Source organism: Desulfonema magnum (genome assembly GCF_017377395.1).
Classification (GTDB): Bacteria; Desulfobacterota; Desulfobacteria; order Desulfobacterales; family 4be13; genus Desulfonema_C; species Desulfonema_C magnum.
Map to the genome: position 1 here is coordinate 1,986,818 of NZ_CP061800.1, position 23,899 is coordinate 2,010,716.

The window sequence follows — 23,899 nt, forward strand, 5'->3', positions numbered from 1 at the left end:
GGCCTCCCCAACATCCTTTATAATCAGGAAATAAGAAATGGCAATTGGCATAAAAGTTGCTATAGGTGATGTCTGGGGTGATGAAAATGTTTCCAAGGCTCTGAAAAAGCTGATCCCGTTTTTGTTCCCCTCATTTTTTAACTGCCTGATTTTTAAGTCATAAAAAATTTGCGGAATAAAAATGGGATCGCAATTGTCAGCCCGGTTTGTGACATTTTCATCACCCCAGGTGATGTCTGGATCGTCTGAAAAAATTGTCTCGAGTGCCGTATCATTTTCAAATGATTATCAGATACCGTGTTCAAACCATTTTTTTAATGATTCCAGTATGCTTTCAAATTTTTCCGTATTACTCATAAACGGCTCCCTTGACACTTCGATCTGAAACCATGGAATTTTTTCTGAGTGGTGCCGTATGATATAGCCCCCTTTAAAAGGCGTGTTAATCTCTGCCTTTGCCCCAAGTTCTTTTTCAATTATGTGAGCCAGGGAAATCAGCCACGAGTCCGGGCATGTGCCGTGTCCGTTACTGAGACATACTGAAGGACGAATTTTTCCCGGATCCGGACTACCGGGCGGTCCCGAAGCGGCCATGGTATGACAGTCAATACCAACCATTACGCTCCCTGTATATTTATCAAGGCGTTGATGATATGGGCGATGATATCGTTCCAGCAACTGCTCCGCCAGCCTGTCCGAAAGCGGCTCCCGGTATATGGGAACATCCCAGCATGTGTGCGTTTTGACGACCCCGTCCTTTCTGCGGTCATCCTCGGCCCGGTTCATATCAATAACGGCCCGGGCGATCTCGGTGGTAACCAGCGCGTCAACCTGCTCTTTCATGGGAAGGTAAATCTCCGCGGCCCCTTCGTCTCCGTCTCTGATAATGTCATCCTGGCTCAGAATGATTATGTCTGCTACTTCCGGAGGTACGTTCAGACCGGCATGAGGAACGCTCAGAAGAAACGGGAGTCTCATGTTGCGGGTCCTCCCGCGGCTCCGTCTCTTCGGGGATCAGCCACACCGATAAACGAGTCTTCCTCCCTGAGCACCATCTGAACACACCCGAGATAAAAAGACAAAGGCTCACGGATATCTATGGTAAACCCGTGTTTTTTAAGAAGCGGGGGGATGTCGTCACGGAAATAAGCGGCCTCAAGAGAAACCTTGCCGTCAAACGAGCAATGTATCCGCGGCGCAGCCACCGCATCAAAGGGAGACTGTTTTGCCAGCCGTACCACCACCTGGACAATAGTGGAAACGATTCGTTCGCTGCCCGGTGACCCGATTGCCAGCCATGGCTTCTTTTTTCGGAATATGATCGTCGGTGCCACGCTTGCCCAGGGAACAGCATTGGGCCTGAGATAATACGGATGTGAAATATCTTCGTATTCAAAAGCACTCATATAATTATTGTACAGGAAACCGAGTTCAGGACACAGCACTTTTGCACCGTAAACACGCTCAACAGACTGGGTGAGAGAAACAACGTTGCCAGCCTTGTCCATGACAGAGAGGTGCGTTGTCTCACCGCCTGCCTCTGTCCTTTTACGGATCTGTTCAGCCACCAGCCTGGCATAATCATTGTTGAGCATCCTGCGATCCTGAACCTGGGGATAAAAATTAGGGTCAAAGGGACGGTCCCGCCGATCCAACTGCGCTCTTCGCATGATCTCGGCGAAAAGAAGCGCTCCCCGCGGGGTATCAAGATTTCTTTTTTCTTTTGGGAATTTACGTAAAATATTGAACATCTCGATCAGGGACTGGCCAGCACCTGGCGGCGGCATTGTGAAAACTTCCAGGGATCTGAAATGGCATGAAAGCGGCTCGCGCTCAATGGGATAAGGTATTTTTGCCAGATCATCCCTTTGGATCAGCCCGTGATTCTTTTCCATATCCCGATGGATGATATCAGCGATTTCTCCGAGGTAAAAATCTTCAATACCCTTATCAGCAAGGTGTTGTAAGGTTCTGGCGAGTACAGGCTGCTGAAAGACACTGCCCACCGGAAAGGGCCGTTCGCCGTTTTTCAGAAAAAAAGCCCCGCCGCTCCGCTTTTTAAGGGCTTTGCGCTCCCGGCGCTGAAGCCTTTGCTGAAGTTTGGTAATCTGATATCCCTCCTCTGCCAAGGCAATCACCGGCTCTAATATCTGAGCAAGCGTTAATGTGCCAAAGCGTTCCAAAGCATATCCCAATGTTGCCGGTGTGCTCGGTACGGTGGAGGCAGTATGCCCGAACAGCCGCGGCTTTTTCTCCGCATAGAGTTCTTTTAATGCTCTGTTGGGAGCGCGTGAAGAACCGTCAAACGCCACGCTTCTTCCTTCGCTCTCAACATGAATGAGCATCATGGTCTGGCCCCCCAGTCCCGAAGCCTGAGGCTCGCAGACTCCCAGGGCAAATGCGGCAGCAACCGCTGCATCAATGGCGTTTCCGCCCTGTTGCAAAATTTGGGCACCGATTTCTGTTGCCCGAAAATGGGCAGTTGCAATCATCCCGTCTGCTGATGCGGCAATCCGCTGAGGTTCCGGCACCACAGATGGCTCCGGCTCAATAAAATCAGTATCAGTATAAACTTTTTTTCTTGTCATAATTTTAGATGAAACTCGATGATCAAGTTTTCTGACCTGATTCGAACAAAAAGCTTGTCATTCCTGCTTTCGCAGGAATGACAGAAAAAAAATGACTATCGAGTGAAAGTAATTTGTGATTTCAGATAGTTATCAGAATACTTTTAAAAAATTACGACTGACAACTGACAACTTGCGACTGACGAGATTACTGATTCTCCAATTCCTCCGCCAGAAACTCTGTGAGAAGAAGCGTCCGCTGAATCAGACTGATGCGGCTTATTGCTTCCTGCGGTGTGTAACGATCCCTTGCCACAGGGCCAAGCCCGCAAATAACAGGCACCTTAACCGGAATCAGACCCGCGGCCGAGGGCACAACCGATGATTCCACGGTCAAAGGAATATCCCATTTTCGGGCCACTTTGTCCAATGTTTTTGCCAACTGGTCGTTTCCTTTTGTTTTCTTCATGGGCGGGCGCTCTGAGATTTTTTTGAGAGACCATCGGACTCCTTTATGGGCAAGGACAGCATGAACATTTTCTTCGCAGAGATCGGCAAGTTTCGGGTCCAGATAGCTGATCACAAATGTAACTGCCACGCGATGTGCCGGAGAGGACAGAAAGGATTCTGTTTTCATGTCCACCACTGCCAGTGCCAGGCGGTCTTTGCGTGAGGAAAGGCTGATCATCTTCTCCAGCTTGTCAATACACCAACTGACTGCATCGGGTGTTTTTTGCCGAACACCGATTCTCTGAGGCGATCCCTCAACAATCAGATGATATTTCCGCCGGCCTCTTCGCTGAGTTCGTATGTTGGACGGAGGACTTCCAGGCCGAAGCACCAGTACGCGTTTTGCTCCTGATGCGGCAGACCGGATAAGATTAGCACTGTAACAGCAGTCATGCCCCTCGTCAAAATAGTAAAGCACACCAAGGGGCAGTTTGGCCAGACGACGAATATGGCGCAATGCGCGTAATGCGAACAGCATCATGACCAGGGGAGACCGGGACATGGCGATCCCTTCGCCATAGAGCCACTCGGGGTCGCGCCGAAAAGACTGGATGTGAATATTCTGATCAAATGGCACATCCAGATGCCCCACAATGAGTGTTCCTCCGTCCATTCCGGCACGCGTCTCCCAGGCACACACCGAGCGCGTGTCGGTGAGTCGGTTTATTGGCCTCATTTTTAACTCTTGCAGTGCTGAATCCAGTTTTTTAATTACCATGGCATTGCCTACCGGATCAGATGTGCGGCTGGATAATGCGCACCATTCTTTGATCTGCTTTTCAATCAGGTCTCTTCGCTGGGTGATGTATTGAAACACCTTTTGTTCGGCATTGTTCTCTCCCTGCCTGATTTCCGGAGGCGTGGGCGTGCCAAAGTATCGGGCACTGGCCTCCTCAGCCAGCCGATTGATAAGGGCCGGAAAATCAAGTCCCGCGTTCTTTGCCGCGATAGTATAAGACCCGTGTTCTCCGAGACTGGGAAGGCTGTTGATCTCAAGGATATGGAGATTGCCGTCCCTGTCAAGGCGCATGTCCACCCGCGCACAATCGTTGCAACCCAGGGCGGTAAAAGCACCGATAGCGATCTCCCGGGCTTTTTGCGTCAGTTCCTCGCCAATGGGAGCCGGACATATCCAGTCAATCTCACGGCCCGAGTTTCCCTTCTTATCCTCAATGGTATAGATGTTCGGCCCCTCTCCTCTGATCACGATCTCACATGGCGACAGGGCCTCCGGAGGATTGTTTCCGATAATCCCCACGTTAATTTCCCGGCCCTCGATGTACTGCTCCACGAGCGCCCCCTGTTGAAACAGATCAAAAATCGCCTGTACGGCATCCATAAGCTCTTCCTGATTATAGACAACGCGTATGCCCATGGAAACCGCTTCATTTCTGGGTTTTACAATAAGCGGATATGGAAGCCCGGGATATTTCAGCTCCGGCGGATTGATCACGGCAAAACTCGGGGTTGGCAGGTTGTTCTGAACAAAAATCATTTTTGCCACCACCTTGTCCAGCGCGAGCGAATGTGCGAGGGGGCCTGATCCCACATAGGGAATGCCGATCATCTCCAGGATCCCCGGCACATGGGTATAACGGGCCTGCCCCTGAATCCCGTAAGACAGATTAAATGCCATGCCCGGACGTTCACCTTTCAGAACCCGGGGCATGAACTTTTCAAGGTTTTCAATGAGGTCTTTGTCGCCCTCAAAGGCTTTCACCTGATGCCCATATTTTTTGAGGCCGTTAACGATTCTTCTGATGGACTTTTTACCATATTTTTCCCTGTTGGGAAGGCCAAACAGGTTAATGACGCTCTGGCTCTCACGGTTGTAAATGACTGCTACTTTCATGATATCTTTCATCTCATCATATTATTTCGGTTTCTTAGCATAAGTGCCGGTTGAATGCAAGGGAGTCTTTGCAATGCAGTGATTTTGAAATATAAATATTGAGGCGGTAACATCTGTGACAGAACAATTTAATATTATCAGCAGATGAAAACTCCCCCTTTGAAGAGGAGGCCGGGGGTGATGTCCTCTCAAGCACTCACATCTCCCAGGCCCCTTTCAAAAAAAAGGGGGGGCTGATACTTTCCATCTACTGGATTATATAAATAGACCGCAACGCAATTATATGCAAAAATCATTCCAGAACAAAACTGCCGGCAAGCATTTATTAAGCTCGTCCTCCCTTTTCGCGAGGTGGGGCCGGAGATTTTCGTAAGCTTATAACCGTTCCCTGGAATGATATTCACAGAAGAAATAAAAAAACGGTACTCAGAGTTCCTGTTTTCTGATCAAAACAGAACTCGGAATTCTCATGCTTGCGGCGATTTCGGTTGGCGAAGCGAATCCTTTTTTTAAGTCCCGGAGGGACGACCGAAAATAGCCCTGCAATTCATTGCCGGGAGCCGGATTTCTCCTTTTTTTTAAGTCCCGGAGGGACGACTGAGAATAGCCCGGTAATTTATTGCCGGGAAGCGAATTCCCCCCTTTTTTAAGTCCCGGAGGGACGACTGAGAATAGCCCTGCAATTCATTGCCGGGAAGCGAATTCCCCCCTTTTTTTAAGTCCCGGAGGGACGACCGAAAATAGCCCTGCAATTCATTGCCGGGAGCCGGATTTCTCCTTTTTTTTAAGTCCCGGAGGGACGACTGAGAATAGCCCGGTAATTTATTGCCGGGAAGCGAATTCCCCCCTTTTTTAAGTCCCGGAGGGACGACTGAGAATAGCCCTGCAATTCATTGCCGGGAAGCGAATTCCCCCCTTTTTTAAGTCCCGGAGGGACGACTGAGAATAGCCCTGCAATTCATTGCCGGGAAGCGAATTCCCCCCTTTTTTAAGTCCCGGAGGGACGACTGAGAATAGCCCGGTAATTCATTGCCGGGAGGCGAATTCCCCCCTTTTTTAAGTCCCGGAGGGACGACTGAGAATAGCCCGGTAATTCATTGCCGGGAGGCGAATTCCCCCCTTTTTTAAGTCCCGGAGGGACGACTGAGAATAGCCCGGTAATTCATTGCCGGGAAGCGAATTCCCCTTTTTTAAGTCCCGGAGGGACGACTGAGAATAGCCCGGTAATTCATTGCCGGGAGCCGGATTTCTCCTCTTTTTTAAGTCCCGGAGGGACGACTGAGAATAGCCCTGCAATTCATTGCCGGGAGCCGGATTTCTCCTCTTTTTTAAGTCCCGGAGGGACGACTGAGAATAGCCCTGCAATTCATTGCCGGGAAGCGAATTCCCCCCTTTTTTAAGTCCCGGAGGGACGACTGAGAATAGCCCTGCAATTCATTGCCGGGAAGCGAATTCCCCTTTTTTAAGTCCCGGAGGGACGACTGAGAATAGCCCGGTAATTCATTGCCGGGAAGCGAATTCCCCTTTTTTAAGTCCCGGAGGGACGACTGAGAATAGCCCTGTAATTCATTGCCGGGAAGCGAATTCCCCCCTTTTTTAAGTCCCGGAGGGACGACTGAGAATAGCCCGGTAATTTATTGCCGGGAAGCGAATTCCCCCCTTTTTTAAGTCCCGGAGGGACGACTGAGAATAGCCCTGCAATTCATTGCCGGGAAGCGAATTCCCCCCTTTTTTAAGTCCCGGAGGGACGACTGAGAATAGCCCGGTAATTCATTGCCGGGAGGCGAATTCCCCCCTTTTTTAAGTCCCGGAGGGACGACTGAGAATAGCCCGGTAATTCATTGCCGGGAAGCGAATTCCCCTTTTTAAAGTCCCATAGGGACGACTGAAAATAGCCCTGCAATTCATTGCCGGGAAGCGAATTCCCCCCTTTTTTAAGTCCCGGAGGGACGACTGAGAATAGCCCGGTAATTTATTGCCGGGAAGCGAATTCCCCCCTTTTTTAAGTCCCGGAGGGACGACTGAGAATAGCCCGGTAATTTATTGCCGGGAAGCGAATTCCCCCCTTTTTTAAGTCCCGGAGGGACGACTGAGAATAGCCCTGCAATTCATTGCCGGGAAGCGAATTCCCCCCTTTTTTAAGTCCCGGAGGGACGACTGAGAATAGCCCTGCAATTCATTGCCGGGAGCCGGATTTCTCCTCTTTTTTAAGTCCCGGAGGGACGACTGAGAATAGCCCGGTAATTCATTGCCGGGAGGCGAATTCCCATAGGTGTAAAGTTAAGGAACTGCTGAATTGTAAAAATATCCTTTTATAACATATGGTTGTTGTTTAAATAAAATGCAAGAAATGCCGTGTCGCAAATTACTTTTTCATTGCATCTCTCAGCACATGCTGATATTCCGGACTGTGTGAAAAAAACAAAATATCCGACAATCTCATAAGATCATATTTGGGAGGACTGTGCAATGATAAATAAACAGATTAAAATTGATGTCAGAACAGTTAAAAAGTTTTTCAAAAAAGGAAAGATCAGAAAAATAGCTGAAAAAACCGGTTTCATAAAGAGAAAACGGAAATTGGACGCATTCGAATTTTTCATATCGCTGACTTTCGGTTCGCTGACAACGACCACAATAACTCTGGGTGCCATAGCGGAAAATCTGTCCGAATGTATTTCAAGGGCGGGAATAAATGACCGTTTTAATCAGTATGCCATTGATTTTCTGACAGAAGTTTTTTCATTTTTTTTCAGAACGGCGACTGAAAACGGACATAATATCAATATTGACGTATTAAATCAGTTCGGCAGAGTGAATATTATTGACAGTTCGTCATGGGAGCTGCCCCCGGGCCTGAAATCCGCATTTCCGGGATATAACATTGCGGGTTGCAAAGTTCAGTTAATGTATGATTACAAAACCGGAGTGATTCAGCTGTTTGATATAAAAAAACAAACGTGTAACGATCAGAGTTATTCGAAGACACTGGGCGATCAGATCAGCGCGGATGATCTGCTTATTTTCGATCTGGGATATTCAATTGCGGACATGCTGAAAATAACTGATGACAAAGAAGCCTTTTTCATATCCCGTTTTAATTATTCCGGAATCGGTCTGTATATAAAGAAAGGGGAAGAATATGAGAGAATCGGAATCTCGGAGATATTGAAAAAGCTGAACGGCAATGAGACAATATTTGAATTCGAATGTTATACGGGAAACAAAGAGAAAAAGATAAAGATACGCTTTTTCGCAGTCAGAGTTCCGGAAGAAGTTGCAAACAAAAAACGGAGAAAAATGTGTCAGAATGCCAAAAAGAAAGGAAGAACCCCCAAGAAAGAATCACTGCGACTGTGTGAGTGGAACTTTATGATGACAAATATTCCTGCTGAGAAAACGGAGGATGTGAGAACCATCCTTGCATTTTATCCGATCAGATGGTCTGTGGAATTATTTTTCAAACAGTTTAAATCGGTATTGAACATTCATAAAACAGAAGTAAGAAACAATGAGGACAGGCTCAGGTGCGAAGTATTGGGAAAAGCGATAGTTGTGATGTTCATATCCTACTGTTATTCGAATGCCAGATCAGAGGCATGGCGGATACTCGGCGAAGAGGTAAGTATTGACAAGACAGTGAAATATTTCAGAAGAAACATAGCCGGTCTGACAGTGCTGCTTTCGGATTCTGCTGACAAAGCGGCAAAACATGTCAGGAAAATGATAGCAAAAATAACTGACACATGCCGGAAAGAGAGGCAGAAAAGCAGAAAAAACTCCCTTGATGTACTTATCGACGGAGCAGTTCTTGAAAACTATAAATATGTAAAGGTAAACCTCTCGGAACTCGGGCAGCCGGGTAAAGGCATGCCTCTGTCTTTCCGTCTTTTCAATCTGATAAATGTGAATTTATTTTTTGAAATCATACCGTTAGCAGGTTAGTTAAGTATCCTTAACTTTACACCTATGGGCGAATTCCCCCCTTTTTTAAGTCCCGGAGGGACGACTGAGAATAGCCCGGTAATTCATTGCCGGGAAGCGAATTCCCCTTTTTTAAGTCCCGGAGGGACGACTGAGAATAGCCCGGTAATTCATTGCCGGGAGGCGAATTCCCCCCTTTTTTAAGTCCCGGAGGGACGACTGAGAATAGCCCTGCAATTCATTGCCGGGAAGCGAATTCCCCTTTTTAAAGTCCCATAGGGACGACTGAAAATAGCCCTGCAATTCATTGCCGGGAAGCGAATTCCCCCCTTTTTTAAGTCCCGGAGGGACGACTGAGAATAGCCCGGTAATTCATTGCCGGGAAGCGAATTCCCCCCTTTTTTAAGTCCCGGAGGGACGACTGAGAATAGCCCGGTAATTCATTGCCGGGAAGCGAATTCCCCCCTTTTTTAAGTCCCGGAGGGACGACTGAGAATAGCCCTGCAATTCATTGCCGGGAGCCGGATTTCTCCTCTTTTTTAAGTCCCGGAGGGACGACTGAGAATAGCCCGGTAATTTATTGCCGGGAAGCGAATTCCCCCCTTTTTTAAGTCCCGGAGGGACGACTGAGAATAGCCCTGCAATTCATTGCCGGGAGCCGGATTTCTCCTCTTTTTTAAGTCCCGGAGGGACGACTGAGAATAGCCCGGTAATTCATTGCCGGGAAGCGAATTCCCCCCTTTTTTAAGTCCCGGAGGGACGACTGAGAATAGCCCTGCAATTCATTGCCGGGAAGCGAATTCCCCTTTTTTAAGTCCCGCATGGACGGCCGATAATAGCCCGACGATTCATTGAAATTGTTACTTTGATCAGTCAATTGTTGAAGGTGATATTTTGTCCCGTTCAAACACTCCTTCTGCCCCGGCCGATATCAGAACGAAAATAACTGCTGTAAGACGGAGATAACTTCTGTCTGAGTTTTCAGATCAATAACGCCGAGCTTTTTAATGACTCGGGTTTTGTCAACAGTGCGTATCTGATCAAGAACAATCTGTCCCTTTTTTCTTTTGAACATGCATTGAACCCGCGTGGGGTAATTTTTTCCGGCCGTGGTCATGGGGGCGACAATTACCGTGCGTATATTATGATTCATCTCGTCCGGGGAAATGACCAGACATGGTCTGACTTTTTTTATCTCGGACCCGACAGTGGGATCAAGATTGACAAGACATACATCGAATCTGCTGACTACCATTCCCATTCATCCTCATCCCATGAATGCGAGATGACATCCGCACCGCTTTCAAGGGAATCATCGCCATTCTGAGCCATCTGTTTGAAGGCATTGTCCCATCCGGCTCTCACATCCGGGACCGGGCGAATGATTATCCGATGCTTCTCCACTTCCAACTCGACATCCGTGCTTATCCCGCTCTGATCCAGCAAGGGCTTCGGAATTCTGATGCCCTGCGAATTGCCAATTTTTATAATACGCGCTCTCATTATGTGACCTCCTGTCGTTCATAAGTAAACACATTGTAATTACATTTGTAAAAAAGTCAAGCTCTGTTTTATCCGTGTTTTCGGATTTGTCCTTTGTCCCGGAAGGACGACTAAAAACAATCCGACAATTCATTGCCGGGAACCCGGCTTCCCTTTTTTTTAGTCCCGTGGGGACAGGGCTGAATAGTGTCAGTTATCAGGCTGTTACAATTACAAAACAGTTCTTGACCTGTTCATATTTTCTGGCTATCATTACACTTATTATGACCCGAGTTTTTCATCTCGGTTCGTTGATTTCCATTGAGTTCATATTTTCTGGCTATCATTACACTCATTATGACTCCGGCAACCCGACGATATTTTCCTGGCCGGAGATGAAAATAGCTTGCTGATGAAAACTAAAATTACGGAGTCCGACATGATTCATTTAACAAAATCGTCAAGAATCGCATTTGAGGCGCTCGGGAATAATGACAAGGAGGAATTCATGAGGTTATATCGTCATGAAGATGATCCCGGGGCTGTGCTTGACTTGTTTAAGGCAATAAAACTGCCAGATATGGAAAATATATATATGTTGAAGCTGGGGTGATGAAAATGTTTCCAAGACTCTGAAAAAGCTGATCCCGTTTTTGTTCCCCGCATTTTTTAACTGGCTGATTTTTAAGTCATAAAAAAAATACGGAATAAAAATGGGATCGCAATTATCAGCCCGGTTTGTGACATTTTCATCACCCCATGTTGAAGCTTTCTGACCAGTTAAGAGCCATAGCAAAGATTTCTGAAGGTAAGCTGACAATCCTGGAGGTTGTAAAACAGAATACGCTTCAACGAATGTTCTCCTCATCCAAACTCGGCGGGGAATCTTTATGAAGGATTTCGAGACGCTTGAGTTTGATATAAAAAAATGTATGAAGGAGATGGATGACTTGAAAATTTTATTGGATTCGAAGTCGGACATCAGTGAAAAAGACGATATCCTCCCTTTTTTCAGACAAAGGAAACATCTTTCCGCATTTACAGGCTCTTTTAATCCGAATATATCTGTGTGTGATAAAATCGCTTATGAATTTGATATCTGGGGCGATTTTAAAACAGATCTGGCTGTCGGAGATTCTTATTCCAAAGCATATTGTTTTGTTGAGTTTGAAGATGCCAAAAAAGACAGTGTTTTCAGAAAGGTGGCTAACAGAGCAACAACGGAGTGGTCTCCCCGGTTTGAACATGGATTAAGCCAACTGGTTGACTGATTTTATAAATTGGAGGATCAGAGGCCGATCAGGGATTTCAGCGTCAGATTCGGCGGCGAGGATGTCACCTATTACAGGCATTCTGGTTGTGGGACGTTCTTATGCCATAAGCGAAAAGGTTCAGTCAAGGCTGAATTGGCGATCAGACAAGATGGTTCTGAATTCTGTTCCCATCCTGTGCATAACATTCGATGAATTATATGAAAGGTTGGATAACCGACTTAAATTGTTCAGACCCGCTTACGAGATTGAAGAAGCAGGACGTTGATTTCTCGTATATTTCAGTCCCGCAGGGACGACAGATAATAGCCCTTCAATTTTTTTCGGAAAATGAACTTATGCAAAACCCCGTCAATTGTATATCCAACTGGCAGATATTTTTGTTCAGCCCAATTATCAATTGGTAGCATTTTGTCCCCCAAATACTCCTTTCACCCCATTGACCCCTCTTCTTGTCTTATAAAATAAAACCTCAGAGTCTGTTCAATACAATTCGATCATAAATTATTGTAATTACAAGATTCAGATATGTCATACAGTGTTGATCTCCCTGTGTGAGATTCGGACAATCCGTCGAAATCTCTCGCTTCTGTCTATCAGTGGGCCGTGAAAAAGGCATGAGAGAACATTGACTGGTATGTCAAAAGGCAGGAGGAAATTCAGTCTTATTCGGATATTGAGATTTGGAATTTATTTGGAAATTGGTGTTTGGAATTTGTTATTTCCGGTTTATCAGGCTCAATGGCCGCCGCCTTTGTAAGTTATAACAGATTGCTCGGGTTGTCCATCGGATGGATGCACTATGCCATGACACAGTTGTCGCTGGAAAAGACGTTAAAGGAGTTTCAGTATCAGTAGATCGAAAAGTTTTCGGGCTGTCGCGGGACAGACACGGCGAACGGGGGAGAAACCCGGCTTTTTCCGGCGGGGGGAGCCTTCTGTCCGGGGAAAAAAAGCCGGGTTTCTCTGCCATGCCCGCACACAGTCCGGAAACTTTTCGATCTACTGAGTATGATTGGATGATGCTGATTGCCGAGCGGCAAAGTAATGAGCCGCTGAAGCTGATTCAACGGGTGAGGGATTTCAGCCTTCAGATTGACGCGGCAGTTCAGAGGAAGACAGATGCATGGGTGGCTGAATTTCAGAGGAACATCATAAATCGGATTATATCCGGAATCACCACAGCTCTGATTTCAAAAAAAGCCGTTTGCTTTTAGTAAACGGTCTTTTTAATTTGATTCTCTTCTCTCATAATTATAGGCTCTTACAAAATTAGGTAGCATTTAGCACCCCTGAAATACTCTTTTCACCCCATTGACTTCTTATGATTTATGAAATAACCAGCACAATCTGATTATTTGATTAGAAATATCCCGTATGGTGAACTAATTGAAGTCGTTACAGAAAAGGAGGCAGTGTGATGAACAGGCTCAAAAAATCATCAACGAGCATAGGGATGGAAGCGTTAGCATTTGCAGTATTGATGCTGACAATTTTGACATCAGCGGTACAGGCGCAATCCACAAGCGGAATTTCTGGAAAAATAACCGCAAGCGACGGACAGCCAATTCCGAGTATATGTGTGAATGCTTCCGAAGATAAATACGGAGCCGTATGGAAAGGCGGAGGAACTTCTGATGAGAACGGAAATTATTCCTTTGAGGTTCCGGCGGGGAGTTATTTTGTTGGTACAGAAGTTTTATGCAACAGTGAAAACATTCATCTGAACTTTCATAATGAGTTATGGAATGGTGAAGACGGTACGTTTGATGTCGAGCAAGCCAAAGCGGTAACTGTTGTTTCAGAGAAAATTACTTCGGATATCAATTTTTCATTGGCTGAAGGCGGCAGAATTTCCGGGAAAGTCACCTCAAAAGACGGTCAGCCAATCGCGGGTATGGGGCTGACCGCACGTTTTGAGTGTGAGAGTTTTTCACCTTTTATGACTGAGACTGATGAAAACGGGGATTATGTTTTCGTAGTACCGGAAGGTACTTATTATGTGGAAACATGGAACGGTGTTCAAAATTATCTGGGGCAATGGTGGAACAATGGAGAGGGAGCAAGTGAATGTAATAAAGCTGAACCAGTAAGTGTAATTAAAGGACAGACCACATCAGACATCAACTTTTCACCGATTGAAGGCGGCACAATTTCCGGGAAGGTGACCACAAAAGACGGTCAGCCCATTGCCAATCTTGAAATAGGAGCTTATTCAAACTGTGACGATGTGTCTAAAGACATATACTATGGATGTTTCACTGACGAGAACGGAAATTACTCTGTCACGGTGTCCGATGGAGAATATTATCTCACCGCATGGACTTATAATGCCCCGGAATATTTCATGGAATGGTGGGACGGCGGAGAGGGAACAACTGACTGCAATGACGCAGAACCAATAACTGCAAAAACGGGACAGACCACATCGGATATCAACTTTTCACTGGCTGAAAGCAGCGGGGTTTCAGGAAGAATAACAGCAGTCGACGGACAGCCGATTGCGAATGTATGCGTATATGCTTCTGATAGTGAGAGAAGCTGGGGAGCCAAGACAGATGAAGACGGGAAGTATCTGATTGCCGAAATGCCCGAAGGGAAGTATCGAATTCAAACGGATTCGTCATGTGAGATTCGTCAGAATTATGCGGATAAGTCATGGACTGGCGACGGCGGGGTAGGCAATTTGGACGGCGGCGAGCTGGTGTCCGTTATTTCGGGACAGACTGCCGGTGGAATCAATTTCGTACTGGAACGGGGCGGCTTTATCGAGGGAAGTATTGTCTCGGCCGACAACCGGCCCTTAAAGGACATATGCAGCGTGGATGTCTATGATGATGAGGGCGCAAGGGTCGGCGGACACGGTGCGGATGAAAACGGCGACTATTTTGTCGTGGCTCCGCCCGGAAGCTATTATGTGTGTGTCAATGCGTCATGTGTTCAGGAAGCCAGCTACGTCAATGAGTGCTGGAACGGTGAGGAGGGCGTGCCAGTTCCTGAAGAAGCCTCGCCTGTGAATGTCACAACAGGACAGACCACACCGGATATCAACTTCTCGCTGAACCAAGGCGGCAGAATTTCAGGAAAGGTAATCACGGCCGACGGGGAGCCGGTTCCCAATATATGTGTAAATGCGACAGATTCATGCGGTGGCCAGTTGCAAGGTGGCAATGTGACGGATGAGAACGGAATCTATTCCTTTTCTGTTCCCGAAGGCATCTATTTTGTCAATACAGATATATTTTGCGGCGGAGGGAACACCTCGTCAAATCTGGTTGACGAGTTCTGGAACGAAGCGGGCCAGACAGTCGGATGCAACGGAGCTGACTCGGTGACCGTGGCAGCCGGACAGATCACATCGGATATTAATTTTTCACTGGAGGAGGGCGGCAGGATTTCAGGAAAGGTAATCACAGCCGACGGGGATCCGGTTCCCAATATATGTGTAAATGCGACAGATTCATGTGGCGGCAGCTTGCAGGGTGGCAATGTGACGGATGAGAACGGAATCTATTCCTTTTCTGTTCCCGAAGGCATCTATTTTGTCAATACGGATATATCTTGCGGCGGAGGGAACACCTCGTCAAATCTGGTTGACGAGTTCTGGAACGAAGCGGGCCAGACAGTCGGATGCAACGGAGCTGACTCGGTGACCGTGGCAGCCGGACAGACCACATCGGATATTAATTTTTCACTGGAGGAGGGCGGCTGGATTTCAGGGAAAATCACCACGGCCAACGGACAGCCGCTTCCAAATGCACATATAGGAGCTAATGAAACACAATGCGGCGGAAGCGTGTGGTTTGAAACCGGTACTGATGAAAATGGCAATTATTCCGTTGTGGTTCCCGAAGGCGATTATTATATTAATACGGAAGTTGGTTGCAGTCTTAGTAATACCTCACTGAATTCTGCTGGTGAATTCTGGAACGGGAAAGAAGGCACATACAAATGCAGTGAATCTGTTCCGGTAAACGTTGTCAAGGGAGAAATTACTCCGAATATTGATTTTTTACTGGCAGACGGTGGCAGAATTTCAGGAAGGGTAACCACAAGTGACGGCCAAGCTGTTTCCAATATATATGTATATGCTTCCAAAACAGGCCATTGGTGGGGGGTAGAGTACACTACTGATAAAGACGGATATTATTGTCTCATTGTTCCGGAAGGCAGTTGCTATGTTTGCACCAATAATTCATGGAGCGAAAGCAGTCTGCCGCTGGATTACGTTAACGAATGCTGGGACGGTGAGGACGGCGTGGCAAACGCCAATGATGCCAAGCTTGTGAATGTTATTGCAGGACAGACCACACCGGATATCAATTTCTCTCTGGAACAAGGCGGAGTAATTTCCGGAAAAGTAACCTCTGCTGACGGACAGCCGATTCCGAATGTGTGTGTGAACGCCAGCACCGGAGGGCAGTGCGGAAATGTGTGGCAGGGAGGCAGTGTCACCGATGGAAACGGAAATTATTCTTTTGCAGTTCCTGAAGGTTCCCATTTCATCGCCACTGATGTTGCGTGCGGAAACAGTAATCCCCCGAGAAATTTCGTTAATGAGATATGGAACGGTGGAAACGGAACATTTCACTGTCCCAACGCTGCGCCGGTAGATGTGAAAACAGGAGAAACCACAGAGAATATCAATTTTTCTTTGGAAGAAGGCGGAATAATTTCTGGAAAAGTGACTTCAAGTGATGATCAGCCAATAGCAAATATAGAAATAGGAACTTTTACGAACTGCAAAGATGAGTACAATTCAGGTTTCAGCGATGAGAACGGAGATTATTATGTTGCCCTGCCCGAAGGTGAATATCAGCTTCTGGCCTGGACGTATAATGTGCCGAATTATCTCAGAGAGTGGTGGAACATTGAAGATGGAGCCTCTCAATGCGATGAAGCCTCGTCAGTAGAAGTGAAAACAGGAGAGACCACATCGGATATCAACTTTTCACTCGCAACAGGAAGTTCGGCAATTTTATCTGTCACTCCGACTTCCCGGCAAGTTTCTGAAACAGGCGGAACAACAAGGTTCTCTGTTGCGAATACAGATACAGTTATGATGGAGTGGACAGCATCGGGAAATGCTGACTGGTTCTCCATTGAACCCAGTTCCGGCACAAATAACGGGAAGATTACTGTAAATTATGACAGCAACCCTGACAAAGCAAGGACTGGGACAATTACTGTTACGGCTCCCGGAGCAATGAACAGCCCTCAGACGGTTGAACTGAGACAGTCTCCCGGATTCCAACCGATTCTGTCTGTTATCCCGCCTTCCGGTGACTTGCCCGAAACAGGCGGCACAGCCACAGTGGAAATCACAAACACAGGCACAGGCACAATGGAATGGACAGCATCGGGAAATGCTGACTGGTTCTCCATTGACCCGAGTTCCGGCACAGATGATGGGACAATTACAATAAATTACGATGCGAATACTGATGATATAAGAGTGGGGAAGATTACCGTCACAGCACCCGAAGCAGTGAACAGTCCTCAGATTGTTGAAATAAGGCAGGTTTCCGGGTTCCAACCGGTCTTATCAGTTACTCCGGCTTTACAGGAGATTCCTGAAACAGACGGAACAACAAGCTTTACTGTTGCAAACACAGGCACAGGCACAATGGAGTGGACAGTATCGGAAAATGCGGACTGGCTTTCAGTTGATCCGATTTCCGGCACAAATGACGGCATAATTACTGTGAGTTATGATGCCAATTCCGGAGAAATCAGAACTGGCAAAATTACAATTACGGCTACTGATACAGCCGACAGTCCTCAGACTGTTGAAGTAAAACAGAGCAGCGGTTTGCAGCCTGTCATATCAGTCATACCGGAAAGTCATGATTTTGGAAGTCTGCCAGTACAAACTTCATCAAAACGCAGATCATCACAATATCTCACATCCCAGATGTTTTCATCTGAATTTGAAAAACCGACACCCGCTATCCAAATTGCCAGCGAATATATTGAAAATCAGGTTATTATCAAAATGAAACCTGGCAAACGCAGATCACGCGGTCCCATAATCCAGAAGAGCCTTAATGCCACTGCAATCGCCGAACTTCCCAGTATTGGTGCCGAGGTATGGGAAGTGCCTGAAGATGTTGAGGATGTATTGACACGCTACTGGAACGATCCGGCCGTTGAGTACATTGAGCCGAACTATATTATTCGGCTTAACAATGCAACACCTGACGATCCTGGTTTTTCCGAACTTTGGGGCTTGAACAATACGGGACAGACCAGCGGACAGACAGATGCGGATATTGACGCGCCTGAAGCATGGGAAATTGAAACCGGAAACGAGGTTGTTGTTGCAGTAATTGATAGTGGCGTAGATTATAATCATCCTGATCTCGCAACAAACATGTGGAAAAATCCGGGTGAAATTCCTGATAACGGTATTGATGATGATGGAAATGATTACGTTGATGATGTGTATGGCTATGATTTTATAAATGGGGATAGTGATCCCTATGACGGTGATTACCATGGAACCCATTGTGCCGGAACCATTGCTGCTGTCGGAAATAATGGAATTGGTATTACCGGAGTCAATTGGTCGGCAAAAATAATGGCACTGAAAGCAGGTCGGGTGACGGATGCTGTACGAGCTATAGGGTATGCAGTAAAGATGGGTGCAAAAATTACCAGTAATAGCTGGGGGATAGATGAATATTCCAGATCGTTACACGAGGCTATTCAAAAAGCGAACGATGCGGGACAACTTTTTATTGCAGCAGCAGGAAACGATGGTTTGGATAATGATAGCTCTCCTCATTATCCCTCCAGTTACACCTTGGATAATATTATTGCTGTTGCATCAACAGATCGCCATGACCATCGTTCTTCTTTTTCTAACTATGGACTAACATCGGTTGATCTCGGAGCTCCGGGCTCGGCCATTTACAGCACAATACCAAATGGATATCGTACCATTAGCGGAACCTCAATGGCAACCCCCCATGTTTCCGGTGTTGCGAGCCTGATATGGTCAAAATATCCTTGGCTAACGGCAACTCAGGTAAAAGAAGCGATTCTTTCCTCTGTTGACCCGGTTGCTGACTTACAGGGCAAAACTGTAACCGGCGGGAGGCTGAACGCTTACAACGCACTTGTCCGTGCCGGGCAGAATCAGCAGATATTTACCGTTTCCAATATCGGAGGCGATGATCTGGCTATTGGTCAGCTTTCTGTCTCCAGCGCAGATTTTTATATGCAGGATGACACCTGCTCCGGTCAGACTATAACACCAGGGGAAAGCCGTACTGTGAAAGTATTTTTTAAACCAAAATCCACAGGCATGAAAACAGCTTCGCTCATCATTCCGTCAAATGATCCGGATGTGCCGACACTCAATGTGACATTAACCGGGCAGGGTGTAACTGATGATGATGACAACGACGGCATGACAAACCAGTTTGAATCGCAATATGGCCTTAATCTGAACAGTGCTGACGATGCCTCCGAAGACAGTGATAATGACGGTCTGACAAATCTGGAAGAATCGGAATTGGGAACCAATCCGGTTCAGGAAGATACGGACGGAGACGGGATGCCGGATGACTATGAATTTCGCTATAATCTCAACCCGTTTAATCCTTTTGATGCACAAAGCGATTCCGACGGGGACGGTTACACAAACTTTCAGGAATATAGAGTTGGCACTGCCCCGAGTTCCTATATTGTCGGAGAAATTGATTTGGGTGATGCCATATTAGGTTTGAAGATGCTGGTTGGTATAGATGCAGATACTCATTATCTTGATTCAGATATAAACGGAGATGGAAAAATCACGTTGAGCGAAGTCATTTATATATTGCAAAAAGCTTCTGGTATGAGGTGATAAACGAAGGCAACAGTTCCGTAGGTTGGGTTGAGGAATGAAACTCCAACCTACGGTGTCCATAAAAATGTCGAGTTTCGTTCCTTAACCCAAGCTACATTGGCTAAATCCTGATGAGCCGGTCATGCGGTTCGGGAATGTCCGTCATCTCCGAGGCCGTTTTCGGAATCTCCGGTGTCAGCGCCTCGAATTGGCAATTCCCGCCCTCCACAAGCTTCTCCGTCCGAAGCGATCTGGTCAGAACGGACAAAAACCCTGTGCGCCGACATGCCGGGGAATGCTTCTTCCCAACAGTGGCGGTGTCCGCCCGCCCTGAGAATTCTGAAAGCGGCTTGACTTCTGAACATATTTATGATTTAAATATCTGTGTCAGCAATGAATTGCCGGGCTGTTTTCAGCCGTCCCTTCGGGACTGAAGCCTCATGGGGAGAATCCGTGCCGTCTTTCTGAATATCTGGGATCGGAGTAGTTGTAGGGTGGGTGAAGCGGAGCGAAACCCACCATTTTCCAGAGAAGGTCATCATTTCTGACGATGACGGCGGGTTACGCTGCGCCTCACCACCCTGCAACCACTTTAGACAATTTCGAGAAATTCGGAATCTCAGATAACAGGATCATTTATAACAATCGGAATATTGAAATATCCTGCGGTGACGGCGACAAGCCGGTCATGCAGTTCAGGATATCCGTTATTTCCGGTCAGCAGTCTGTTTTCTGAGAATCGCCAGTCCTGCGCTTCCACACGGAGGCAAGGTCTCTCACGCCATGTATGAAAGCTGGAACAAACACCTTATGAGTTGTAACCTGACATATCAGTCTGCAGCTTTTTATGAATATTTCCCGAATGTCCGTTCTGCCGCTTTCCGGCACACCCTCGCCTTTCCGAAGAAAAATTGAGAGGACGTGTTGCTTTGCGAACTTCTCTCACCAAGGCGGAGAATCTCCTGCAATAAATTTCGGGTAGTGTTCTAAAACTGGACTTAAACTTTTTAACCCCTTGAATCAATTTAGCAAATATCGGATCAAGTCCAGTTTTAGAACACCACCAAATTTCGCAGCCTCATTAAGATGTCCTTAACGGCCGTCTCTGTCCATCTTACGGTTCCAGCCTTAACCGCATGCTCCCATCTTTCGTGTGTGGCTGAGGCCGGTCTGGCTGTCACTCTCCTCATAACCGTTCCTTGGAATGATATTCACAGAAGAAATGAAAAAATGGTACTCCGAGTTCCTCTTTTCTGATTAAAACAGAACTCAGAATTCTCATTAATGAGTGCTTTATTATCCAAAAAGATTTGTTTTTATCATATCACTGTCATCTGCATTCAGGAATGATAATTTCCTGACTGTATTTTTTATAATTATATCAGATAATATAATCAAATTTTTCTGGTAATACTGACGCTCTCCTGTTCTGTTAAAATATCAGCGTTTCGAAGTTTTGAATTAAGAAATAGCGGTTGGCATAAAAGTTGCTATAGGTAAAGTCTGACATATTTTTTCATTCAAAACTGCCTATAAAAAATTGTCCGGTGCCAAACTTACAGTTTGGCAAAGTCAGCAGATGGGAAGTGTCTGTGAATTGCTCGATCGGGATTGATAAGTCCCAAGCATTTCAGGCGGATTTGTCAATCCGCCCGAAGCGATTTAAGGATATTTTCCATCTGCTGAAAATATAAAAAATAATTTGCAAAGGATTTACATTAATATGGAAGCAATTGCCTTACCTAAAAGAATAGAATTTCACAAACATCTCATGTCTGCCAGATCAGTTCTGACAAATGCGGGGCTGATAGCTCTGGGAAGTATTGTATATGCCATCGGGATAAACAGCATTCAGGTTCCTCACGGGTTTCTGAGCGGGGGAGTTTTGGGCATATCCATACTTGTTCACTATCTGTTTTCCCACATTGAAATCGGATGGAGCTATTTTATGCTGAACATACCGCTGATTATTCTGGGATGGGGTCATATCAGCCGAAGATTTATGCTATATACATTGTTTGGCATGATTTTTTTCTCTTATGCTGCCAATACTGTTCACCTGCCGATCCCTGAGATCAGAGACCCCATGCTTGCGGCGATTTCGGCTGGCGTGGTCTGCGGCACCGGATGGGGACTGATTCTGCGTTCCGTGGGTTCGGCCGGGGGACTGGACATACTCAGCATTTATCTGAACAAGAACTTCGGATTCCGGATCGGCTCAATCAGCTTTGTTTCCAATACCTCGGTTCTCATAGCAGGTGCTTATATTTACGATGTGCAGGTGCTTCTCTATTCAATTGTATTTCTGTTTGTCAGTTGCAGAGTATGTGATACCATTCTTTCCGGTTTCAACGCAAGGAAATCTCTGATTGTCATTTCTGACTATGCGGATATGATTGCAAAAGCCATAAATGAGACCAAAAGCCGGGGAGTGACTTTTCTCAGAGGGGAGGGGGCTTTTACCGGAAAAGAAAAAAAAGTAATTTTTACAATCACTGCCATGACCGAACTCAGCAAAATGAAGGCGCTTGTTCTGGAACTGGATCCTGACGCGTTTATGGTGGTGAATGATACATTGGAAGTATTGGGTAAAAGACATGGAACAGGACGAGTATATTAAAAAAATGGAAGACAAGGTAATCTATTGCATTCAGTGTGACGAGCCGTTTAATTTCAGTATTTCGGAACAGAACTATTTTGCAGCCAAAGGCTTTGACGAGCCAACGCGCTGTTCGGAATGCAGGAAAAAGAAGCGGTCTGCCGGAAACGGCTTCCAGGGAAAAAGAAAGAAAAAGTACAACAAAAAAATTCATCATAATGATGAATGGGATGAATAAGGTTTTAGTTAATTCGAGCAGCTCTTTATCATCCGGAGTACAAACCTTGCTTTGTGAGTCTCTGGAATTCGGAGGCTTCCGGGGCATGACTCGCAAAGCAGGCTTTACACTCCGGATAATCTTTTTCTTAAAAGCCATATTTCTCTCAATGCGGTCGGACCCGCGAGGTTTTGGAAACTCCGAAGGTCTTTATCCTGAGATTCCTAAAAGGCACTGGAAAATCTGAAAACTCGCGCATTACCCATTCCAGCGGGCCTTTTTTCCATCTTTTTTTCCAGAAAGACGCGAACATAAAAGCCCCTGTTAAAAAAACAAGCGCGGAGGTGACAGAGAAAACAATACCTTCTTCCTCACCGTATTCGAGCATATCCAAAATATTTATTCCAAGAAGCACATGAGCCGCATAAAAAGTCAGTGACAACTGTCCTGCTGTTTCAAAAAGTTTGAGCCATTTTGCAGTCGGATATTTTTCTGCAAGAATGATACTCAGCATGATAACAATCAGGGCTGTTGCTCCGCCGGAGATCATGAACAGAGGACTTGGCGGAAAAGGAGCTACGTCAGCCCAAAGACTCACCTCATCGGGAACCGTGCTGTAAGATATGACTTTTCCCTGACCTGTCTCAAAATTATTAACAGTCGAATACGCCTGGTTCAGATAAAATGAAGCAAATTCCGCTGCAAAAATCATACAAAGACTTGCAAATATGATCTTTTTTCGGAATTGAACATTGCCAGCGTCCTTTCTGCCAAGCCACATACCGACAAATAGAAAAACAGTCCACGGAAAAATCGGGTAAAATCCATTGAAACACAGATTGCGGATCATTCCCTTAATGGTAAAAATGTCAGCATAGTAAGATGTTTCACCATCCCAGCCTGCCCCGTAGTCAAAAAAGAACAAAAGAACATAAAATACAATTGCGGAAAAAAAAGCTGTCATTAATAAACGCCGGTCAGAAGCAGTCAGAAAGAACACTGCTATAATCAGATAAATACCATAAAAATGCAATATGTCAGGGGGCCATGTATAACAAAAGGACAGGCCGGTAATAATAAGAAAAAAGGCTCGCCTGAGCAGCATTTTCTGATTGTTCCTTATGCCCGCCTTGTCATTTGCCAATCGGGCCGGTCTGCAAAGAAGTGAGATTCCCACACCTGCAAGAATAACAAATGTAGCGGCCGCCCTCCCTTCAAATGTCTCTACGATCCGAAAAAGCCAAAGGGGATCAGATTCAGTAACTGAAAACACGCAGCTGAAGTTTATAATAATCATGAAAAAGATTGCCACTCCCCGGGCGATGTCGTAGCCTGCGATACGTTCAAGAACAGCCTTGGGAGTCTGAGAATCCGCCAGGGGATGATTTCTGATATTTTTATTTTTTTTCATATGGTTTGGTTTCCTTCTGTTTTGAAATGATTAAAGTCCGGCCAGATGAATATTTAGCAAAATACATGCCAGAGATGTTCAGCAGGCTCAAAAAATTACACATCACCGCCATATTTTTTCATCCCTTATTCCAATTTGTTTCTTTTGCATTTTTGTGGATGGGCTAGTGTTTAGCGAAATCGGACATATGAGTTCCGATTTTGACAGATGATAGGAAATCAGATTTCCGATT

The 23,899-nt window shown here is 46.1% G+C and carries 18 protein-coding genes; 10 read left to right on the forward strand and 8 right to left on the reverse strand.

Annotation, left to right across the window (positions count from 1 at the left end; translation table 11 throughout):
• Positions 1-288: 288 nt before the first annotated feature.
• The 3 genes from dnm_RS08035 to dnm_RS08045 form a co-directional block, all read right to left on the reverse strand.
• Positions 289-978: an N-formylglutamate amidohydrolase gene (locus dnm_RS08035; protein WP_207682157.1), complete on the reverse strand. Its 690-nt coding sequence runs from the start codon at positions 976-978 to the stop codon at positions 289-291.
• Entirely contained in the window at positions 975-2,588 is a 1,614-nt protein-coding gene (gene ggt / locus dnm_RS08040) for a gamma-glutamyltransferase (RefSeq protein WP_207682158.1), read from the reverse strand. Before ggt ends, dnm_RS08035 begins: the two co-directional genes overlap by 4 nt.
• Before the next feature lie 187 nt (positions 2,589-2,775).
• Positions 2,776-4,929, reverse strand: a complete 2,154-nt coding sequence (locus dnm_RS08045) for an ATP-grasp domain-containing protein (protein WP_207682159.1) — start codon at positions 4,927-4,929, stop codon at positions 2,776-2,778.
• 2,469 nt (positions 4,930-7,398) lie between these two features.
• Here dnm_RS08045 and dnm_RS08050 point away from each other — a divergent pair.
• Positions 7,399-8,874, forward strand: coding sequence for an IS4 family transposase (locus dnm_RS08050; RefSeq protein WP_207679109.1), 1,476 nt, complete (start codon positions 7,399-7,401; stop codon positions 8,872-8,874).
• Between the two features lie 910 nt (positions 8,875-9,784).
• Here the strand turns inward: dnm_RS08050 and dnm_RS08055 are convergent.
• Positions 9,785-10,108, reverse strand: a complete 324-nt coding sequence (locus dnm_RS08055; RefSeq protein ID WP_207682160.1) for a type II toxin-antitoxin system PemK/MazF family toxin — start codon at positions 10,106-10,108, stop codon at positions 9,785-9,787.
• Positions 10,102-10,356, reverse strand: a complete 255-nt coding sequence (locus dnm_RS08060; RefSeq protein ID WP_207682161.1) for an AbrB/MazE/SpoVT family DNA-binding domain-containing protein — start codon at positions 10,354-10,356, stop codon at positions 10,102-10,104. The genes dnm_RS08055 and dnm_RS08060 overlap by 7 nt, the downstream gene beginning before the upstream one ends.
• A 418-nt stretch (positions 10,357-10,774) precedes the next feature.
• On the opposite strand from dnm_RS08060, the gene dnm_RS08065 reads away from it, so the two are divergent.
• The 7 genes from dnm_RS08065 (at position 10,775) to dnm_RS31205 (ending at position 19,458) form a co-directional block, all read left to right on the forward strand.
• Positions 10,775-10,948 (forward strand): hypothetical protein, encoded by a 174-nt coding sequence (locus tag dnm_RS08065; RefSeq protein ID WP_207682162.1) that lies wholly within the window; start codon positions 10,775-10,777, stop codon positions 10,946-10,948.
• 146 nt (positions 10,949-11,094) lie between these two features.
• Entirely contained in the window at positions 11,095-11,229 is a 135-nt protein-coding gene (locus tag dnm_RS31190; protein ID WP_276571864.1) for a hypothetical protein, read from the forward strand.
• Entirely contained in the window at positions 11,226-11,606 is a 381-nt protein-coding gene (locus dnm_RS31195) for a Shedu anti-phage system protein SduA domain-containing protein (RefSeq protein ID WP_207682163.1), read from the forward strand. The genes dnm_RS31190 and dnm_RS31195 overlap by 4 nt, the downstream gene beginning before the upstream one ends.
• A gap of 61 nt (positions 11,607-11,667) precedes the next feature.
• Positions 11,668-11,874 (forward strand): Shedu immune nuclease family protein, encoded by a 207-nt coding sequence (locus tag dnm_RS31200; RefSeq protein ID WP_207682164.1) that lies wholly within the window; start codon positions 11,668-11,670, stop codon positions 11,872-11,874.
• A 440-nt stretch (positions 11,875-12,314) separates the two neighbouring features.
• The gene (locus tag dnm_RS08080; RefSeq protein ID WP_207682165.1) at positions 12,315-12,464 is read left to right on the forward strand and encodes a hypothetical protein; all 150 of its coding nucleotides are present in this window, start codon (positions 12,315-12,317) and stop codon (positions 12,462-12,464) included.
• A gap of 161 nt (positions 12,465-12,625) precedes the next feature.
• Entirely contained in the window at positions 12,626-12,823 is a 198-nt protein-coding gene (locus tag dnm_RS08085; protein WP_207682166.1) for a hypothetical protein, read from the forward strand.
• Positions 12,824-13,026: 203 nt separating this feature from the next.
• Complete coding sequence (locus tag dnm_RS31205; RefSeq protein WP_207682167.1) at positions 13,027-19,458, forward strand: carboxypeptidase regulatory-like domain-containing protein; 6,432 nt, start codon at positions 13,027-13,029, stop codon at positions 19,456-19,458.
• 122 nt (positions 19,459-19,580) lie between these two features.
• Here the strand turns inward: dnm_RS31205 and dnm_RS08095 are convergent, their stop codons facing one another.
• Positions 19,581-19,805, reverse strand: coding sequence for a hypothetical protein (locus tag dnm_RS08095; RefSeq protein ID WP_207682168.1), 225 nt, complete (start codon positions 19,803-19,805; stop codon positions 19,581-19,583).
• A 254-nt stretch (positions 19,806-20,059) separates the two neighbouring features.
• Positions 20,060-20,200 carry a hypothetical protein gene (locus dnm_RS08100; RefSeq protein WP_207682169.1) on the reverse strand — a complete coding sequence of 47 codons (141 nt, stop codon included), beginning with the start codon at positions 20,198-20,200 and terminating at the stop codon, positions 20,060-20,062.
• A gap of 963 nt (positions 20,201-21,163) precedes the next feature.
• On the opposite strand from dnm_RS08100, the gene dnm_RS08105 reads away from it, so the two are divergent.
• Together dnm_RS08105 and dnm_RS08110 are read left to right on the forward strand one after the other, a co-directional pair.
• Positions 21,164-22,060: a YitT family protein gene (locus dnm_RS08105; RefSeq protein ID WP_207682170.1), complete on the forward strand. Its 897-nt coding sequence runs from the start codon at positions 21,164-21,166 to the stop codon at positions 22,058-22,060.
• A gap of 4 nt (positions 22,061-22,064) precedes the next feature.
• Positions 22,065-22,277, forward strand: a complete 213-nt coding sequence (locus dnm_RS08110; protein ID WP_207682171.1) for a zinc-ribbon domain containing protein — start codon at positions 22,065-22,067, stop codon at positions 22,275-22,277.
• Between the two features lie 145 nt (positions 22,278-22,422).
• Here the strand turns inward: dnm_RS08110 and dnm_RS08115 are convergent, their stop codons facing one another.
• Positions 22,423-23,667, reverse strand: a complete 1,245-nt coding sequence (locus dnm_RS08115) for a DUF418 domain-containing protein (RefSeq protein WP_207682172.1) — start codon at positions 23,665-23,667, stop codon at positions 22,423-22,425.
• Positions 23,668-23,899 lie beyond the last annotated feature (232 nt).

Excerpts from the sequence above, each read along its gene's own strand:
- dnm_RS31200 (WP_207682164.1), top strand. The coding sequence starts at position 11,668 with ATGTCACCTATTACAGGCATTCTGGTTGTGGGACGTTCTTATGCCATA.
- dnm_RS31190 (WP_276571864.1), top strand. The coding sequence starts at position 11,095 with ATGTTGAAGCTTTCTGACCAGTTAAGAGCCATAGCAAAGATTTCTGAA.
- dnm_RS31195 (WP_207682163.1), top strand. The coding sequence starts at position 11,226 with ATGAAGGATTTCGAGACGCTTGAGTTTGATATAAAAAAATGTATGAAG.
- dnm_RS08035 (WP_207682157.1), bottom strand. The coding sequence starts at position 978 with ATGAGACTCCCGTTTCTTCTGAGCGTTCCTCATGCCGGTCTGAACGTA.
- dnm_RS08045 (WP_207682159.1), bottom strand. The coding sequence starts at position 4,929 with ATGAAAGTAGCAGTCATTTACAACCGTGAGAGCCAGAGCGTCATTAAC.
- dnm_RS08105 (WP_207682170.1), top strand. The coding sequence starts at position 21,164 with ATGGAAGCAATTGCCTTACCTAAAAGAATAGAATTTCACAAACATCTC.
- dnm_RS31205 (WP_207682167.1), top strand. The coding sequence starts at position 13,027 with ATGAACAGGCTCAAAAAATCATCAACGAGCATAGGGATGGAAGCGTTA.
- dnm_RS08065 (WP_207682162.1), top strand. The coding sequence starts at position 10,775 with ATGATTCATTTAACAAAATCGTCAAGAATCGCATTTGAGGCGCTCGGG.
- dnm_RS08095 (WP_207682168.1), bottom strand. The coding sequence starts at position 19,805 with ATGTTCAGAAGTCAAGCCGCTTTCAGAATTCTCAGGGCGGGCGGACAC.
- ggt (WP_207682158.1), bottom strand. The coding sequence starts at position 2,588 with ATGACAAGAAAAAAAGTTTATACTGATACTGATTTTATTGAGCCGGAG.
- dnm_RS08050 (WP_207679109.1), top strand. The coding sequence starts at position 7,399 with ATGATAAATAAACAGATTAAAATTGATGTCAGAACAGTTAAAAAGTTT.
- dnm_RS08085 (WP_207682166.1), top strand. The coding sequence starts at position 12,626 with ATGATGCTGATTGCCGAGCGGCAAAGTAATGAGCCGCTGAAGCTGATT.
- dnm_RS08055 (WP_207682160.1), bottom strand. The coding sequence starts at position 10,108 with ATGGTAGTCAGCAGATTCGATGTATGTCTTGTCAATCTTGATCCCACT.
- dnm_RS08115 (WP_207682172.1), bottom strand. The coding sequence starts at position 23,667 with ATGAAAAAAAATAAAAATATCAGAAATCATCCCCTGGCGGATTCTCAG.
- dnm_RS08110 (WP_207682171.1), top strand. The coding sequence starts at position 22,065 with ATGGAAGACAAGGTAATCTATTGCATTCAGTGTGACGAGCCGTTTAAT.
- dnm_RS08060 (WP_207682161.1), bottom strand. The coding sequence starts at position 10,356 with ATGAGAGCGCGTATTATAAAAATTGGCAATTCGCAGGGCATCAGAATT.